The 14,517-nt window shown below is 71.7% G+C and carries 11 protein-coding genes; 4 read left to right on the top strand and 7 right to left on the bottom strand.

The annotated features are described in order from the left end of the window. Positions 1-9 precede the first annotated feature (9 nt). The 3 genes from E0493_RS18585 to E0493_RS18575 form a co-directional block, all read right to left on the bottom strand. Positions 10-801, bottom strand: a complete 792-nt coding sequence (locus E0493_RS18585; RefSeq protein ID WP_160938755.1) for a peptidoglycan-binding protein — start codon at positions 799-801, stop codon at positions 10-12. 83 nt (positions 802-884) lie between these two features. Further along, positions 885-1,970 carry a hypothetical protein gene (locus tag E0493_RS18580; RefSeq protein ID WP_160938754.1) on the bottom strand — a complete coding sequence of 362 codons (1,086 nt, stop codon included), beginning with the start codon at positions 1,968-1,970 and terminating at the stop codon, positions 885-887. After that, entirely contained in the window at positions 1,967-3,115 is a 1,149-nt protein-coding gene (locus E0493_RS18575) for a DUF2235 domain-containing protein (RefSeq protein WP_160938753.1), read from the bottom strand. Before E0493_RS18575 ends, E0493_RS18580 begins: the two co-directional genes overlap by 4 nt. Positions 3,116-3,349: 234 nt before the next feature. Here E0493_RS18575 and E0493_RS18570 point away from each other — a divergent pair, with 234 nt between their 5' ends. Beyond that, positions 3,350-4,771, top strand: coding sequence for an alpha/beta fold hydrolase (locus E0493_RS18570; RefSeq protein WP_160938752.1), 1,422 nt, complete (start codon positions 3,350-3,352; stop codon positions 4,769-4,771). Next, entirely contained in the window at positions 4,768-5,223 is a 456-nt protein-coding gene (locus E0493_RS18565) for a hypothetical protein (RefSeq protein ID WP_160938751.1), read from the top strand. Before E0493_RS18570 ends, E0493_RS18565 begins: the two co-directional genes overlap by 4 nt. On the opposite strand, the gene E0493_RS18560 is transcribed toward E0493_RS18565, so the two are convergent. The 4 genes from E0493_RS18560 to E0493_RS18545 are packed head-to-tail and all read right to left on the bottom strand — an operon-like array spanning position 5,210 to position 12,534. Next, on the bottom strand, positions 5,210-6,667 hold the full coding sequence (locus E0493_RS18560; RefSeq protein ID WP_160938750.1) for a c-type cytochrome: 1,458 nt from the start codon (positions 6,665-6,667) through the stop codon (positions 5,210-5,212). The two genes, E0493_RS18565 and E0493_RS18560, sit on opposite strands and share 14 nt — an antisense overlap. Then, positions 6,667-8,226, bottom strand: coding sequence for a cytochrome c (locus tag E0493_RS18555; protein WP_160938749.1), 1,560 nt, complete (start codon positions 8,224-8,226; stop codon positions 6,667-6,669). The genes E0493_RS18560 and E0493_RS18555 overlap by 1 nt, the downstream gene beginning before the upstream one ends. Positions 8,227-8,239: 13 nt before the next feature. Beyond that, the gene (locus E0493_RS18550; RefSeq protein WP_160938748.1) at positions 8,240-10,111 is read right to left on the bottom strand and encodes a GMC family oxidoreductase; all 1,872 of its coding nucleotides are present in this window, start codon (positions 10,109-10,111) and stop codon (positions 8,240-8,242) included. Between the two features lie 5 nt (positions 10,112-10,116). Beyond that, complete coding sequence (locus E0493_RS18545) at positions 10,117-12,534, bottom strand: hypothetical protein (protein WP_160938747.1); 2,418 nt, start codon at positions 12,532-12,534, stop codon at positions 10,117-10,119. A gap of 296 nt (positions 12,535-12,830) precedes the next feature. Here E0493_RS18545 and E0493_RS18540 point away from each other — a divergent pair, with 296 nt between their 5' ends. Both E0493_RS18540 and E0493_RS18535 read left to right on the top strand, forming a co-directional pair. Further along, positions 12,831-13,193, top strand: coding sequence for a hypothetical protein (locus E0493_RS18540; protein ID WP_160938746.1), 363 nt, complete (start codon positions 12,831-12,833; stop codon positions 13,191-13,193). After that, a complete protein-coding gene (locus tag E0493_RS18535; protein WP_160938745.1) occupies positions 13,183-14,478 on the top strand; it encodes a hypothetical protein in 1,296 nt (431 codons plus the stop codon). Before E0493_RS18540 ends, E0493_RS18535 begins: the two co-directional genes overlap by 11 nt. Positions 14,479-14,517: the final 39 nt, after the last annotated feature.

The following is a 14,517-nucleotide window of genomic DNA, read 5'->3' as shown; positions in this document are numbered from 1 at the left end:
CGGCGCCGCTCAGGGCAGCCCGATGAAGCCCGCGTTGATGTTGCCAAGCGTGCGCCGGCTGAGCGCGAAGACGCCCGTGCCCTCGCGCGAGCCACCGTCGCTGGAATTGCCTTCGATCGTCGCCAGGCGGCCGTCGGCGAGCCCTTTCACGAAGCCGGTGTGGCCGTGGCCCTGGCCGAAATCCATGACGAAGATCATGCCGCTGCTCACCAGGACGGGCTGGGCCCGGGCCTCGGCGGCGGTGACGCAGGGCAGGCCGGCCCTGCGCGAGCGGCGCCACATCTCCAGCACGCCGCCCGTCCGGGGCAGGCAGTTGCGCTGTCCGGTCTGCTCCGCCGCCTGCTCCACGCACCAGTAGACGAAGGAGGCGCACCAGGCATGGCCGGAGCCGAGGCCGACGGAGGCCAGGAAGGCTTCCACCGCCTTGCCGGCATTCGAGCCGGGCGGCTCCTCCGATACGCCGAGCTGCTTCTCCGCGACCGTGAGCGCGGCGCGTGCCAGCGCGCCGCCCTCGGCCATGGGAGGCAGGGAGGAAGCGCCGAAAAGCGCCGCCCAGGTCACCGGCCCCACCTGCCCGTCAATCAGCAGGGGCGCGCCCCTCAGGTCGAAGAACCGGCTCTGGAACGTCCGCACGGCGCTTTCGGTGGCCGGGCCGAAGATCCCATCCGCCTGCACCGGGCCGCAGCCCCGCGCGTTGAGGGCGGCCTGCACCGCGCGCACGGCGTCGGTTTGCGGGCTGTTGCGGCGAAGCGTGGTGCCGGGAAAGGCGGTCGTGAGGTGCTGAGGCGTGACATCGGGCATGGGACGAACCCCCTTGAGACGATCGCGCCCGGATGGCGCGATGCCGGATGACGTGTTGCGCAAGGCAAGCACCTGGAGCCGCGCTACCGCGCCGCCGCGCCATTGCCGTCGTGGACACGGTCCAGCAGATCAGGGACGAGGCGTTCCGCGAAGCCGCCGAGAAAGCCCAGCACCGCGACATGCATCCATCCCCTCGCCAGCCCGCCGGATGCCGTGCCGCCCGAGACGAGATCGGTGACGAAGCCGGAGCCGAGGGCGAGCAGCAGGAAGCCGCCGGCGATCACTCCGATGCCGAGGCGGACGGCGCCTTCCAGGGCATTCTCCATCCGGTCGTTGTCGGGCGCGACCGTGCGCCCGCGGATGGCCAGCGCGATGGAAAAGAAGGCGCCCACCAGGCCGGCCTTGCCCGCGAGCCACAGGTTCTCCTGCGGCGTCTCGAACGGCAGGAGCACCTCGCTGCCCAGGGTGAGAAGCAGCAGCATGGCCAGCGCGGAGAGGGTCGCGAAGCCCATGTAGCGAAGCCTTCCGGTCCGCTCCCGCTCCTGCTTCAGGGCCGCCAGGGCGCGGCGAAGCTTGCCCTCGGCGCTGTCCGCCTCGCCGACCAGGGCGAGTTGCAGCCCGGCGGCAAGCTCGCGATGGTAGTGCGCCGCCCGGCGCGAGCCATCCGCGAGGCAGTCGATGTCCCAGCGCAGGTCGCACAGATTGGCCACGGCGGCCCGCTGGCGGTCCGCCTCGACGGTGTTCTGCGCGAACTGAACCCAGACATCGCCGCTCTGCACGCGGTACACGGCGAATCTTTTCCGGCTCCGGCCGTAGACCTCGGCAACGGTGCGGCCCTCGGCGTCCATGCCGCCGGCCCTGATGTCGTCGGGGCCGAGGCCCTCTCCCTCCGCCTCGGCGCAGCCCGGCGGCACAGCGCCCGGGGCGGCGCGCGCCGCCGCATCCGCCTCGGCCCGGCGCCACGCCTCATCGGGGGGAAGCGCCGTGCCGGTCGCGTGGTCGAAGACCGGCGCGGGTTGCTCCGGCTCCGGCAGCCGGCCTTCCCTGGCCGCGCTTCCCCCTTCCGCCTCCGGCAGGGCCATGCCGCTTGCCTCCGGCTCCGGCTCCGGCTCCGGTTCTGGCCCGGCCCCCGCATCATCCTCTCCGGCCTGTCGCGACGGGCCGCTCATCCCGTGCTCCTCGCCGCGGGCGCCGCCCCGGCGAACTGCGGCAGGCCGAGCAGGTTCTTCGGCCGGTAGGCCGCGGCTTCGCCCGTCGTGTCGCCATCGTTGGCGAGGCATGTCACCGGCTGCCCGAAGCGGCTTTCGACGCTCGGATGGAGGCTTTCCCCGATCGGCCGGAGCGGGTTGCCGTCCCGGTCCATCGGCCGGTACAGGCGCTCGTAGAAGCTGACCTTGGTCTCGGCCCCGGCGATCTGGCGGATGGTGGGCGTCAGCCGGTCCTTGCGCGACCAGTTCAGGCGGGATTCGTGCTGGGGCGCGCACGGGTTCAGGGCGGCACGGTCCGGCAGCATGCTCCAGTCGAGCTTCAGGCCGCAGTTCGCGGCCTCCTCCGCCATCCAGCAGAGCGGGATGTCGGCCAGCCGACGGTCCTGGTAGCCGCCGCCCACATCCGAATGCGCGCCGGCGAACCAGACCTGCCGGATGTCGCAACCGGGTGGTGCCGAGCCGGTCCAGAGCGTCGGCTCGAACTCGTCGCGGTGCTCGTCGATCGCGAGCGCATGGCGGCCGACCTTCATGATCCTCGACGGGGTGGTGTCGTGGAACTGGTACTCATGGGCGCTCAGCGTGTTGAGGATGGTGCCGGGAATGCCCAGCGCGCCCACCGTGTCCCAGACGCCGAGAAACGCCAGCTCCACCTCCAGGTGGCAGTCCGAGCAGAAGCGGGCGCAGAAGTCCTGCGGCGAGCGCGGATCGGCCTGATGGTAGTAGTCCCATGCCGATGACAGGTCGCCCAGCTTCTGCCGCTTCAGCAGGCCGCAGCCGCCGATGAAGCCTGCCAGGCTGCGTGCCGTGAAAGCGCCGCGGGAAAAGCCGAACAGGTAGATCTTGTCGCCCGGCACGTAGTTCTGCGCGAGGAACATGTAGCCGGAGCGGATGTTCTCATCGAGGCCCTCGCCGATCGCGCCGCCGAGCAGCTTCTGGAGCGCGATGCCGGTCGAGCCCACACCGCGCAGGTACAGGGTCAGCTGCGGTGTGCCTTCGGTTTCGCTGTTGGCCCGCACCGCCCGCGCGATGCGGGCGACGTTAGTTTCCGCGCGGCGGCTATCCGCACTGTTCCAGGTGCCGTCGAAGCAAACCACCAGCCGCTTCATGGAGACCCCCGTTTTACATTCCGCGTACGGAACAACAGTTTTGCGCGCCTTGCCACCGCCTCGGGTATGGTCTCAGCGAGGTTTGATCCGTGCCGGCACCAGGCTCGCCGCGTGTCGCGCGGGAAAGCCGGCGGACGCCCATCCGGCGCATTGCGGCAGCTCTTATGTTGCGATACCGTACCTAAATACGCGGGAGAGCGGCCAGTGGTGCCTCGTCCCAGAACGTCTTCCCGGATGCGCGCGCACGGCCTCGTCGCGGTGGTGCTCGCGGCGCTGCTGGCGGCATGCGTCGCGAACGCGCCGAACCGCACCACGGCCGGCGCTTGCGGCGGCGGCGACTGCTCCACCGCCTCCATCGAGGAGAACGCGGCTCCTGGCCAGCCGGACCTCCGCTACCTGCTGGGCGTGGTCGAGTTCGACGACCAGGGCGCCAAGCTGATCCCGGCGCAGATGGAGGTGCTGTTCCAGCGGCTGGTGGAGGAAAGCCGGCGGCAGGACCTCTGCATCGTCGTGTTCGTGCATGGGTGGAAGCACAATGCCGCGTCCGGTGATCCCGACGTCGCGGCGTTCCGCACGCTGCTGGCCGACCTCGCCAGGACAGAGGCCACGCATGTGCCCGAGGTGCCGGGCAGGCCGCGCCGCGTCGTCGGCATCTATGCGGGCTGGCGGGGCAGCAGCCTGGCGGCCGGCGACCTGCTGGAGAACCTGACCTTCTGGAGCCGCAAGGCCGCGGCGCAGCGGGTGGCGCAGGGCTCCATCCGGGAACTGCTGGGGCGCGTCCGCACGCTGCGCGACGAGCTGAACCGCACCAGCTGGTCTGGCCTGCGCCTGCAGGCCGACCTGGCGCCGCCTCCCGGCGAGCATCGGCGCAGCACAAGGCTGCTGACGATCGGGCACAGCTTCGGCGGGCTGATCGTCTACACCGCGCTGGCCCAGGCGCTGGTGGACCAGGCCTCGGCCTCGCTGATGGCGGGCGCCCTGCATCCGGACGACGAGGCGCGCAAGACGATCGCCGCCTATGGCGACCTCATGGTCATCGTCAACCCGGCGATCGAGGCGACGAGCTACGAGCCGCTGCGCCAGCTCGTGCAGGGCCGCCCGGCCGCCAGCTTCGCGCGCGGCCAGCGGCCGGTGTTCATCGAGGTCACCTCGGAGGCCGACATGGCGACAGGCTATGCGTTTCCGATCGGCCGCACCGCCAACACCATTCTCGAGAATTTCGTGAGCGGCGAGCAGCGGCGGCAGGCGCGAACCGCCATTGGCCACTACCGCCCCTTCTGGACGCATGACCTGTCCCGCGCGCCGGACGCGCCCGCACCGGCGGCGATCCTCGAAGCGCGGCTGAGCGTGCCGCCGGAGGTTCTCGTGCGGCAGGAATGCGAGGCGCATGAGGCCTTCGAGGCCCGCTGGCGGCGCGAAGGGCATCTGCTGCCCGGCTGGAACCGGCGTTACGTGGCCGGCGCCGTGCTGGCGCACCGGGCGGACAGCGGCTACGACGCCAACAACCCGTTCTGGATCGTGCACGCGGATGCCGGGGTGATCGCCGACCATTCCGACATCAAGCAGCCCATCTTCGTCGACTTCGTTCGCCAGCTCTACGACGACCTTCTGCTGGACGGATCATCCTGCGCGGCCCGAGAGGAAATGCCGAAATGAGCTACAACGCCAAAGACCTGCTGACCATGTCGCAGGCGGAGCTGGACGCGCTGTACGGCAAGCTCGAACCCGGTCCGGTGCCGGACGGCGAGGCGGAGGGAACCGCCATCGTGGCGCCCGGCACGCCGTTCAACGCGCAGATCGCCGCCGCGATCAACCTGTTCGCCTGGCAGGGAAAGATCTTCGACGCGGCGAGCATGACGCTGCGCAACCGGATCCTGCCCTTCGGCCTCAACGCGGTGCTCGCGCGCATGCGGCAGGAGAACAGCTGGCTGGACGGCAAGCCCTGCATCGTTCTCGACTATTCCGAGACGTCGATGGTCGCGCAGCACATCCGCGACGAGATCCGCCTCCTCGAACCCGGTCTCTACCTGGGCAAGGTGTACTGGTCGAAGACGCGGCTGATCGACTTCGCGCTGAAGTTTTCCGTGCCGGCCGCTACAACGTCTTGAGATAGGCCAGCAGGGCCTCACGGTCCGCCCCATCGAGCGCGGTGCCGTAGAGATGGCCGCCATTGCCGTTGCCGCGCAGGCCGGTGTCGAAGCGGAAGCCCTCCGCCTCCGCCTCCGGGCCGGTGGCCAGGAAGCCGACATTCGCGCGGTCCAGCACGTCGTAGCCGCGCCAGAAGATGCGCGGCCGCTGCGCGGGCGGCAGCAGCAGGTCGCGCAGGGTCGGCACGGAACCGTTGTGGAGATAGGGCGCCAGCAGCCAGAGCCCGGTCAGCGGCCGCGCGACATAGCCCTGCGCCGCCTGCAGGCGGGCGTCCTCCATGCCGAGCAGGCCGGTCAGCCGGTTCATCCGCGCCGCGTCGGCCGCCGTCCAGGTGCGCGCGCGCTCGGGGTCGGTGCCGATCTCGTCGAGCGGGATGGCGGTGCCGGTCCGTGCGCCGCCCCGCGCGTGGCAGGCGGCGCACTGCGCAACGAAGATTGCCCGCCCGGCCTCGGCCAGCGCGGCGTCCACCGGCTCGGGGAAGGGCGGTGCCGGCAGGTCCCGGAGAAAGGCCACCAGCCATTCGTTGCGGGCGCGGAAGCCCGGCAGCGGCAGCGCCCCCGTGCCCAGCGCCGAGGTCGCGGCGACGGTGTAGACGTCATGCGCCTCGCCGCTGGCGTGCAGCAGCATGCCGTCCCGCTCGCCGAGCCGCCACAGGGCCGGGAAGTCGGTGTTGCCGGTGCTGTTGTCCCAGGGCGTCTGGGTGAGGATGAACTTCGGCAGGTTGAAGGCGTCGTCGCGGCCTGGCGCCCAGGGCGGCCGGTCCTCCATCCAGGCGAGCTGCCCGCCGGCGAAGCGGAGGCCCGCGCGGGTGGCGGGGATCAGCAGCCAGGCATAGAGCTTGGCCTCGGCCCAGCTCAGCGGGAAATTGAGCAGGATCTCGGGCAGCAGCCGCGCCGCGGTGAAGCGCCGATCATGCGCGGCGGCGACCATGAAGCGCAGCATGCCCTGCAGGTTCACCGCATGGCCGGGGCCGCCGGGGGCGATCTGCCGGTCGGCCTCGGCGCTCGGCCGCCAAGTCGCGGTGTGGCAGAGCGCGCAGTTCACCGTCACGCGGTCGTAGCCGACGCGCTCGATGGAGAAGCCGGCCGGCAGCCGCTCGCCCTGCTCCCAGGCCAGGCCAAAGGCGCCCCAGCCGCCGAAGCCGGCCTTGGCCGGCCCGTAGCCCTCCCTGGCGTAGCGCGCCACCAGGTCGGGAAAGACGCGCGGCAGCACCATGAAGACCGGATAGGGGATGCCCAGCGCCTCGCCGCCCGTCGAGCCATAGGCGAAGCGATCGGCCGCGGTGCGGAACTGCTGCGGCCCGGGGCGGAGCAGCATCCAGGCGGCGAAGGCGGCGCCGAGCAGCAGCATCGCCAGCGCCGCCAGCGCGACCAGGGCGATGCGGCGGGCGCGACCGGGCCGCATCAAAAGGTCTTCAGGAACTCGACCAGCGCGTCCTTGTCGGACGCCGGCAGGTCGGTGCCGTAGGCGGGTCCGTCATGGCCCCGGTTGCTGTTGCCGGCCCACCGGCCGGCGGGGCAGCGGTTGTCGTCGTGCCGGTTCTCCGGGTTGGCCTCGCGCGCGCAGAGCGCGGCATCGCCGGTGCAGCGCGTCTCGTAGCGGAAGAAGCGGCGGCCCTCGACCTCGGCCATGTCGGAGACGAAGCCGAGGCGGTCGCGGTCCAGCAGGTCGTTGCCGCGCCAGAAGGCGGCGGGGCGACGCTCCGCCGGCTCCAGCAGGTCGCGCAGCGTGGGCACCGAGCCGTTGTGCAGGTAGGGCGCGCGCAGCCAGAGCCCGTCCAGCGGCGCGTTGGCATAGCCGTGCGTCTTGCGGAAGTGGGTGAAGCGCTTGTCGGGATAGGCGGCGTAGAGGTTGCCCTGCTCCTCGGCCAGCGCGGCGGTGTAGTTGTCGAGGCGGCAGGGATCGGTGCGGATCGCCTCGATCGGCTCCACCTGCCCCACCCGCGCGCCGGAGAAGTCCCGCCCGCTCGCGCCGTGACACCCGGCGCAGAGGCCGGCATAGAGCGCCGCCCCGCGCGCCGCCCGGGCCGGGTCCACCGGGAAGGGCCAGGGCGGCGGCACGTTCCGCGGCGTGCGCAGCCAGGCGGCGATGGCGGCCAGCGAGGCGTCGTCGGCCAGGGCGGGCACGGCGCCGGTGCCGAAGCCGGCGCTGCGGTTGCGCTCCTCCACCGAATCGTTGTTGCCGTCCCAGTGCAGGTGCATGCCCTGGCGCGGCGCCTGCAGCCAGAGCGAGGGGAAATCGACGATGCCCACCCGCTGGCGCGCCGGCAGCAGCTCCAGCGGCCAGTTCAGCAAAGCCTTCAGCGGGCCGAAGGTGTCGAAGCGGCCCGGCCCGGCCTCCACCTCCTGCCCCAGGAAGCGCAGGCGGAAGCGGGCGAGGATCACCCCCTCCTTGAGGGCCGGCACGGCGACATACTGCAGCAGCAGCCGCTCCACCGGATTGTACCGCGCGCCGGCCTCCTCGGCCGCCTGGATCACCTGCCAGGGGTTGAAGCGCTCGTCGAGGGCGCAGTTGCCGAGGAAGCGGGCGAAGCCGACCAGGTCAAGTTGGTTGGCCGGCATGCCGGGGACCATCACGGGCGGCGCCCCGGCCTCCGTGCGGTAGGTGCCGACATGGCAGGTCGCGCAGTTCAGCGAGACCCGCTCGAAGCCCAGCGTGCGGCGGAGCGAGGTGCCGACCGGGCGGTCGGTGCCCGGCTCGTAGAGGAAGCCGAGGGATTCCCATCCCTCGCCGGGCAGGTAGTCGCGGCACAGGGCGGGCAGGGCCCTGAAGATGCCGAGCGGGATGCCGGCCAGCCGGTCGCCGCCAGTCGAGCCGTACTTGAACTGCTGCACCGGGTCGTCGAAGCGCTGCGGGATGTCGGCGGCGTACCAGCGGTAGGAGGCCGCGCCGGCGGCGAGCAGCAGCGCCGCCACCAGCGCGGCGAGGCGCCACACCCGCCGGCGGGGCGCCCGCCCGCTCATGCCACCCGCCCGCTCATGCCACCTGGGCCGCCACGGCGGCGTCCTCCAGCACCAGGTCGGCGGCCCGTTCCGCCGCCAGGTAGACGGCGGCGGCGAGAAAAAAGCCGGGGATGCGCGGGAAGACCGAGGCATCGACAACCCGGAGCCCCTGCGTTCCATGCACCCGGAGGCGGCTGTCCAGCACCCCGCCGGCCTCGCGCGCACCGATGGCGCAGGTGCCGCTCGCATGGTGGCCCCAGGCCTGGTCGCGCACCCAGTCGGCGAGCTCCGCCTCGCTGCGGAGGTGGGGACCGGGGGTTTCCTCCTCCGCCACCAGGCCCCGCTCGGCGAGCGGCCGCACCAGCCGCCGCACCATCCGCACGCCTTCGACGACGGCCCGCAGGTCCGCGCCCGCGGCATCGTGGCCGTCGTCGAAGTAGCGGAAGTTGATGACCGGTGGCTCGCGCGGGTCGGCGGAGCGAAGCGTCACGCTGCCGGCGCGGTTGGCGGTGTGCCCCTTCAGCACGGCCCAGGACAGGCGGTCGTGGTGCGCGGCGATCTCCTGCGAGAAGCCGGGATAATAGCCCCTGAAGCTCGCCAGCAGGGCCATGCAGAACAGGTCCGGCGCAACGATGTCCGGACGGGAGCGCGCGGTGAAGGCCAGGGCGGCGCCGTTGCTGACATACATCCCCTCCCGCCGACGCCGCCAGAGCCTGAACAGGCGGTCGCCGGGCCGGAAGCGGGCGCCGCGCAGGGCGCGCCAGTCCCGCGCCATGCGGCTGACCACCGACACCTCGTAGCGGTCCTGCAGGTTCCGCCCGACGCCCGGAAGGGCGACGCGCAGGCCGATCCCATGGCGCGCCAGCTCGGCCGGGTCGCCGATCCCCGAGAGCATCAGCAGTTGCGGCGTGTTGAAGCTGCCCCCGGCCAGGATCACGCCGCGCCGGCAGAAGGCCTCCCTCGGCTCGCCCTCCCCGGCGGCGCCGGGCGTGGCGCGGTACAGGCCCCGCCCTTTCAGGTAGGCCACGCCGACCGCCTGTTGATGGCTGTCCAGGATCACCCGCGTTGCCAGCGCCTCGGTCTCGATCCGCAGCGCGCCGGGATGCCGGGCCGCCGCGGCCAGCAGTCGCTCGCGCGTGCCGAAGCGGGCATGGCCGGCCGTGGCGAGCGGCGTGTAGCACAGGCCGGTCAGCCCGGCGCCGAGCACCCGGCGGTCGTTCGGGTCGCCCTTGCCGCGCAAAAGGCCGCGCAGCCGCGCCCAGCGGTGCGGCTGCAGCCCCGCTTCCGCCGCCGCCTGCGCCAGCAGGACGCGCAGCAGCGTGCGGTCCCCCCAGACCTGCGGCGGCATCGCCCGCTCGGTCGGCAGCCAGCCGGACCATCCATGCCCTGTCGGATCGAAGCCGAAGGGGGCGAGAAGCCGCCAGATGGGGCGGTGCCGGCAGCTTTCGAGCCGCCGCTGGTAGTGCTGCATCACCGCCGCGCGCCAGCCCGGATCGCCGGTCAGCGCCGCCAGGGCATCCCAGTCCCCGTCGGGCGGGAACAGGGTGATCATGGCGTTGTGCGCGGTGCATCCGCCCAGCGCGGCGGCACGGGGGTACAGGATGCCGCCCGCTCCCCGCTTCGGGTCGCGCGCCTGCTGCCGCGGGTCGGAATAGTGCTCGACGAGGAAGTTCCAGCTCAGCGCCGGGTTCTCGGAGGCGAAGGCATGGAAGGCCGGCACGTCATAGTCGGCCGGCAGGCGGTCGCCGCCCGCACCCGGCGCCGGCGCGCGGGGGTCGCCGCCGGCCTCCAGCACCAGCACCTGCATCCCCCGCTCCGCCAGGCGCGCCGCCAGCGTCCCCCCGCCGGCGCCGGAGCCGACCACGATGTAGTCGCAGCAGGCGGGCCGGGACCGCTCGATCTGCATGGGGCTCAGAACGTCTTGAGAAAGGCGATCAGGGCGGCCTTGTCGGCATCGCTCAGCGCCGGCTCGCCGGCTTGCAGGGCGGTGCCGAAGTAATGGCCCCGGTTGACCGCGAAGTCCGGGCACTTGCTGAGCGCCAGCAGCGGCCCGGCCAGATCGGCGAAGTGCTGCCGCAGGGTTTCGTCCGGGGCATCGTCCGGCAGGGTGAGCAGATCCAGCTTCACCCGGAGCAGCAGGCGCCCGAGGCGCAGGTAATGCGCCGCGATCTGCGTGGGGTCGCCGCTTTCCGCCAGGGGCTGGAGGTTGGCCAGCAGGTTGACCGGCACCCCGGCGGGGATCGGCCCGAGCGTGATTCCGCCGTCCGGATCGAACAGGCGGGGCAGGCGGCGCTGCAGCCGGCGCAGCGGCTCCGGCACGTAGCCCGCCGGGATGATCAGCGCGCTGCGCGCCGTGGTGCGGTCGATCACGCCCGGCACCTTGTCGCCCAGCACGGCATCCTTCTTCCGGCGCTCGGGCCAGAGCAGCTGCCCGATGGAGGCCTCGAAGACGCGCATCCGCGCGGCCACCGAGGGGTCGTGCTCATAGGGCCCGAGGCTGTTGTTCTGCAGGAAGGGCGCCGTGGACCAGAGGCTGACCAGCGTCGGCGGCCGGATGTAGCCGCGGCCGCCCGCCGGCATGCGGAAGGAATGCGCCTCGCCGGTGATGGGGTCGTGCACCATGACCGTGCCGGCGGAAGGCAGCGCCTTGTAGGAGGTGGAGGAGAAGTCGTTCCAGATGTTGCCGGCCAGGGCGTTGCTGGCGAGCGGGCTGCAGGCGTTCACGCCGAGCAGCGTCGCCGGGACGCGGGCGTCGTTGGAGAGGTAGTTGTCCTGCAGGAAGTCGGGCGCCTGGACGATGGCGCGCATCTCCGCCTTGAAGTCGTCGGTGCGGGTCCAGGCCCAGTAGCGGTTCCAGCAGGCCATGTATTGCGGCCCGGCGCAGCCGGCGAGGGCGGCGTTCGCAGGCGGCGCTGGTGCCTTGCTGGAATGGCAACGGGCGCAGGTCTCGGCGAAGACGACCTTGCCGCGATCGAGCACGGCCGCGTCCGTCTCCAGGTAGGCCTGCCCGCCCGGCGCGTCGGCGAGACGGTCCGGCTGCCCGCCCTTCAGAAGGAACCGCGCCATGTCCGGCGTGCCGCGCTCGGTGGCCTGCCAGTAGCTCGAGTTGCGCTGCGCGACGGCGATGCGGATCGGGCTGATCGGCTTGCCGCCGACCACGGGATTGAAGTGGCGGAGCCATTCCTCGCTGTAGAGCCCGATGTTCAGGTAGACGCGGTTCAGCGCCCCGAGCGCGCCGACGGAATCCGAGCCGTCCTTCAGGATATGCGGCGTCCAGACCGTGCCGGGAGGGCGGTGGAACTGCGTCAGCGGGCCGCTGGAGACGAAATCGTTGAACTGCTTGTTGTTGCGCTCCGGCCCGGTGATCTCCTCCTTGCCCCAGCGCAGCGCCTGCGCCATGCGGGCGGCGAGGTTGTAGATGGCGTTCATCGTCCGCGGATTGTTGATGTTGTCCGTGGAGACGAGCGAGGTGTCCATCGCGCCGGGGCGGTAGGTGCGCACCAGCTGGTACATGAAGTTGGCCGGGTCGGCGTTGTAGACGAACAGCCGGTCCACCCACATGTACTGCGCACCCACCGTGGCGTTCAGCTCCGACCATTGCGGGTGCGCGGCATCGGCGGGCGGGTGCACCGGGCTGGGTCCGACATGGCAGAAGCCGCAGGCCATGCCGACGCGGTAGGGGCGGACCAGCTCCGGGCGGTTGTAGTAGGCGGGATCGGTGTAGTAGCGCTCCGGGTCCCAGTCGCGCGCGGCCTTGGCGTCGAAGTCCGGGTTCGGGAAGAGCCGCAGGCCGAGGATGCCGGTGGGCTCGCCATAGTAGGACCCGACCGGCACGGTCTTGCCGCGCGCGCCGACGGCCACGCCGGGGTACTTGGCCGCGTTGGCGAAGGGATCGGCCGGGCAGTCGTCGCGCCGGCGGTCCAGCCACAGGCCGAAGCGGGCCGGATCCGGCCCGGCCGCCTTCTCGAAGCACGGCTCGTTGATGACGCCGAGCCAATCCCAGCGGCTTTCGCGGTCGGCCTTCTGGCCGGGATGCGCGGTGACGATCTTGAGCAGGTCGAAGGCGCCGAAGGTGCTCTTCGTCATGCCGTCCCAGAACCGGTCGTTGCCGCCGGTCCAGACCATCCACATGTTGCGCCCGCGCACCTCCTCGGGCGTCAGCGCGACGCCGTTGTCCATCTCGCGGAAGTAATCCTCGTCGGCCTGCGGGAAGGAGGCCGCCGCGCGGCCGGCGCGTTGCGCCTCGTCGAGCGGCTGGGCGCGGAGCAGCCCGGTGCCGGCGAGCAGGGCGGAGACGGCAATTGGCAGCAGCCATCGCATGTTCGGCATCTTGCCGGCCCTCCTCCGGCGCAACCGCCGGTGCACAAGCCAAACACGTTTCGGATCCGGATTCAATGTTTCCGGCCGACGGCACGTCGTGGAGCGGGGCCTCGGGCGCGTCGGCGCGCGCAGGGGGGCGGCAACGCTAAATCGTTCTTCTATCGCACCGTTTTGATCGCCGGGAGGATCCCTGTCTGTTTGAATTCCGATCCGCACGAAGCCTGCGCGTGGCCGGCTCCGCGTGCTTCCCCCTTTCGCGGCAGCCGTCGTCCGGCCGCTGCCGCAGGCCATGCATGGAGGGCCGCATGTCAGAACCCGGCGCACAGGACGTGGCCGAGTTGCAAGCCGGCGGCGGGATCGCTCCGGCCGAGGTGCAACGCGAGCTCGCCTCGATCTGGAAGGCGCTGCGCAGCGACCCCGGGCTGCGGCGCGAGGCGGAGCTGGCGGGCGTGGATCCCGCCTGGCTGCAATCCGCCGAGGTGCCGCTCCAGGCCGGCCGCAACGAGGCGCAGTTCGGCGTGGCCGAGACGATCCTGATATCGGTCGCGGGCGGCGTGCTGACGCATGTCGCGAAGCAGGCCGTGGACGTGCTGTGGGAGCGGGTCTTCTGGCCGCGCCTGAAGCAGCGTTTCGGGGCCGACCTGAAGGCATCCGGGAATGCCGGGTAACGTCTGCTTCCGGGCCGATGCGACAGGCGGGCAGCATCCCGGGCTGGAAAGCCGCAAGCGGCTGTCCGCCCTGCTGCGCGCCGCGCGCAGCCTGCACCTTCCGGAAGCCACTCCCGAGGAGCGCGACCTTGTTGACGACCTCTTGCGCGCGGCCGAGAAGGCCGCCCGGAATCTCGGCCCGCTGAAGGACTGCGATACCCGGCTCGACGCTTTCCTGCGCGACATGGCGGACGAGGTGGATAGCCAGTACCGGACGCAGGAACGGCTGCCGGCCGCCGTCAACATCCGCAAGCTCGTCAACCGGCTGCGCGAGGACGCGCTGAGTGTGAGCTGCGAGAGCTGCGTCGGGCACGGGGCGGCCAAGCCTGGCGCGGCCGAGAAGGTTTGCCGTGACGATTCCAGGATTGATGGGCAGAACATGCGCAACGGCGCGGCGTGCTGGGCGCCCTTTCAGGGCCTGCTGCAGTTCGCGTTGCTGGTGGCGCAGGAAGCCTATGACGCCGTGCTGCCGCAGGATTGCCAGATCGACCTCGCGGTGGAGTTCCACACCTGCGGCACCCGCGAGTCGGCACTTGGCGCCCGGACAAAGTTCCCCGCCACGGACCGCCCCGGGGCACGCCGCGCCATCGTGGAGGTCACGCTCCCGGAGGACCACTTCAACTTCGAGCACTTCGCCGCGCTGCTCTACCTCATCTTCCACGAGGTTTGCGTGCACGGCCCCCAGGCCTGGTCCACGGCGGGAAAGCGCGCCGGCACGCTTGAGGACTGCCCGTTCCGCGAGGGGTTCGTGGACGCGGCGGCGGCGGAGCTGCTGGAGGAGGCGCTTCATGTCCGCATGGCCGCGCTCGCCCCGGACCTGCTTCCCTTCGCGGAGGACATCGCCCTGAAGACCAAGGCGGAGCACAACCGGCGGCGGGACGTCACGCCGGAGGAGGCCAGCCCGGACGCGCGGAAAACGGCGGCGATCCGTCGTGTCCGGCAGCAGCGCGCGCGTGGGGTGAAGCTTTTCGAGCGGCTCAAGAAGCGCGAGGCGGCGGGGGCATCGCGCCTGACCGGGCACCTCGCGGTGCGGCTCGCGCTGTGCGCCAACGTCCTCGACGTGCCGGATGCCGCCCTGGTGGAGCTGATCGAGCGGCTGGAACGCGTCACCGATCCCAAGCTGCCCTACTCGCCGGTCAAGCAGGGCTACTACCGGCGCCTGAGGAGCCTCGTCATCGCGCCCTCTCCCGCGCTGGACGAGATCAGGAGCCTCCTTTCACGAAGCGTCGACAACCGGGAATTTTAGTGCGGCCGAACAGAAATTCCCTTACAAGCCGTCCGGTAA

The organism is Teichococcus coralli (genome assembly GCF_009829925.1).
Taxonomy (GTDB): Bacteria; Pseudomonadota; Alphaproteobacteria; order Acetobacterales; family Acetobacteraceae; genus Pseudoroseomonas; species Pseudoroseomonas coralli.
Note: the sequence above shows the minus strand (reverse complement) of the source record. Positions and strands in the feature narration are given on the sequence as shown.

Coding starts and splice junctions, on each gene's coding strand:
- E0493_RS18565 (WP_160938751.1), top strand. CDS start 4,768: ATGAGCTACAACGCCAAAGACCTGCTGACCATGTCGCAGGCGGAGCTG.
- E0493_RS18540 (WP_160938746.1), top strand. CDS start 12,831: ATGTCAGAACCCGGCGCACAGGACGTGGCCGAGTTGCAAGCCGGCGGC.
- E0493_RS18585 (WP_160938755.1), bottom strand. CDS start 801: ATGCCCGATGTCACGCCTCAGCACCTCACGACCGCCTTTCCCGGCACC.
- E0493_RS18575 (WP_160938753.1), bottom strand. CDS start 3,115: ATGAAGCGGCTGGTGGTTTGCTTCGACGGCACCTGGAACAGTGCGGAT.
- E0493_RS18560 (WP_160938750.1), bottom strand. CDS start 6,667: ATGCGGCCCGGTCGCGCCCGCCGCATCGCCCTGGTCGCGCTGGCGGCG.
- E0493_RS18580 (WP_160938754.1), bottom strand. CDS start 1,970: ATGAGCGGCCCGTCGCGACAGGCCGGAGAGGATGATGCGGGGGCCGGG.
- E0493_RS18555 (WP_160938749.1), bottom strand. CDS start 8,226: ATGAGCGGGCGGGCGCCCCGCCGGCGGGTGTGGCGCCTCGCCGCGCTG.
- E0493_RS18570 (WP_160938752.1), top strand. CDS start 3,350: ATGCGCGCGCACGGCCTCGTCGCGGTGGTGCTCGCGGCGCTGCTGGCG.
- E0493_RS18535 (WP_160938745.1), top strand. CDS start 13,183: ATGCCGGGTAACGTCTGCTTCCGGGCCGATGCGACAGGCGGGCAGCAT.
- E0493_RS18550 (WP_160938748.1), bottom strand. CDS start 10,111: ATGCAGATCGAGCGGTCCCGGCCCGCCTGCTGCGACTACATCGTGGTC.
- E0493_RS18545 (WP_160938747.1), bottom strand. CDS start 12,534: ATGCCGAACATGCGATGGCTGCTGCCAATTGCCGTCTCCGCCCTGCTC.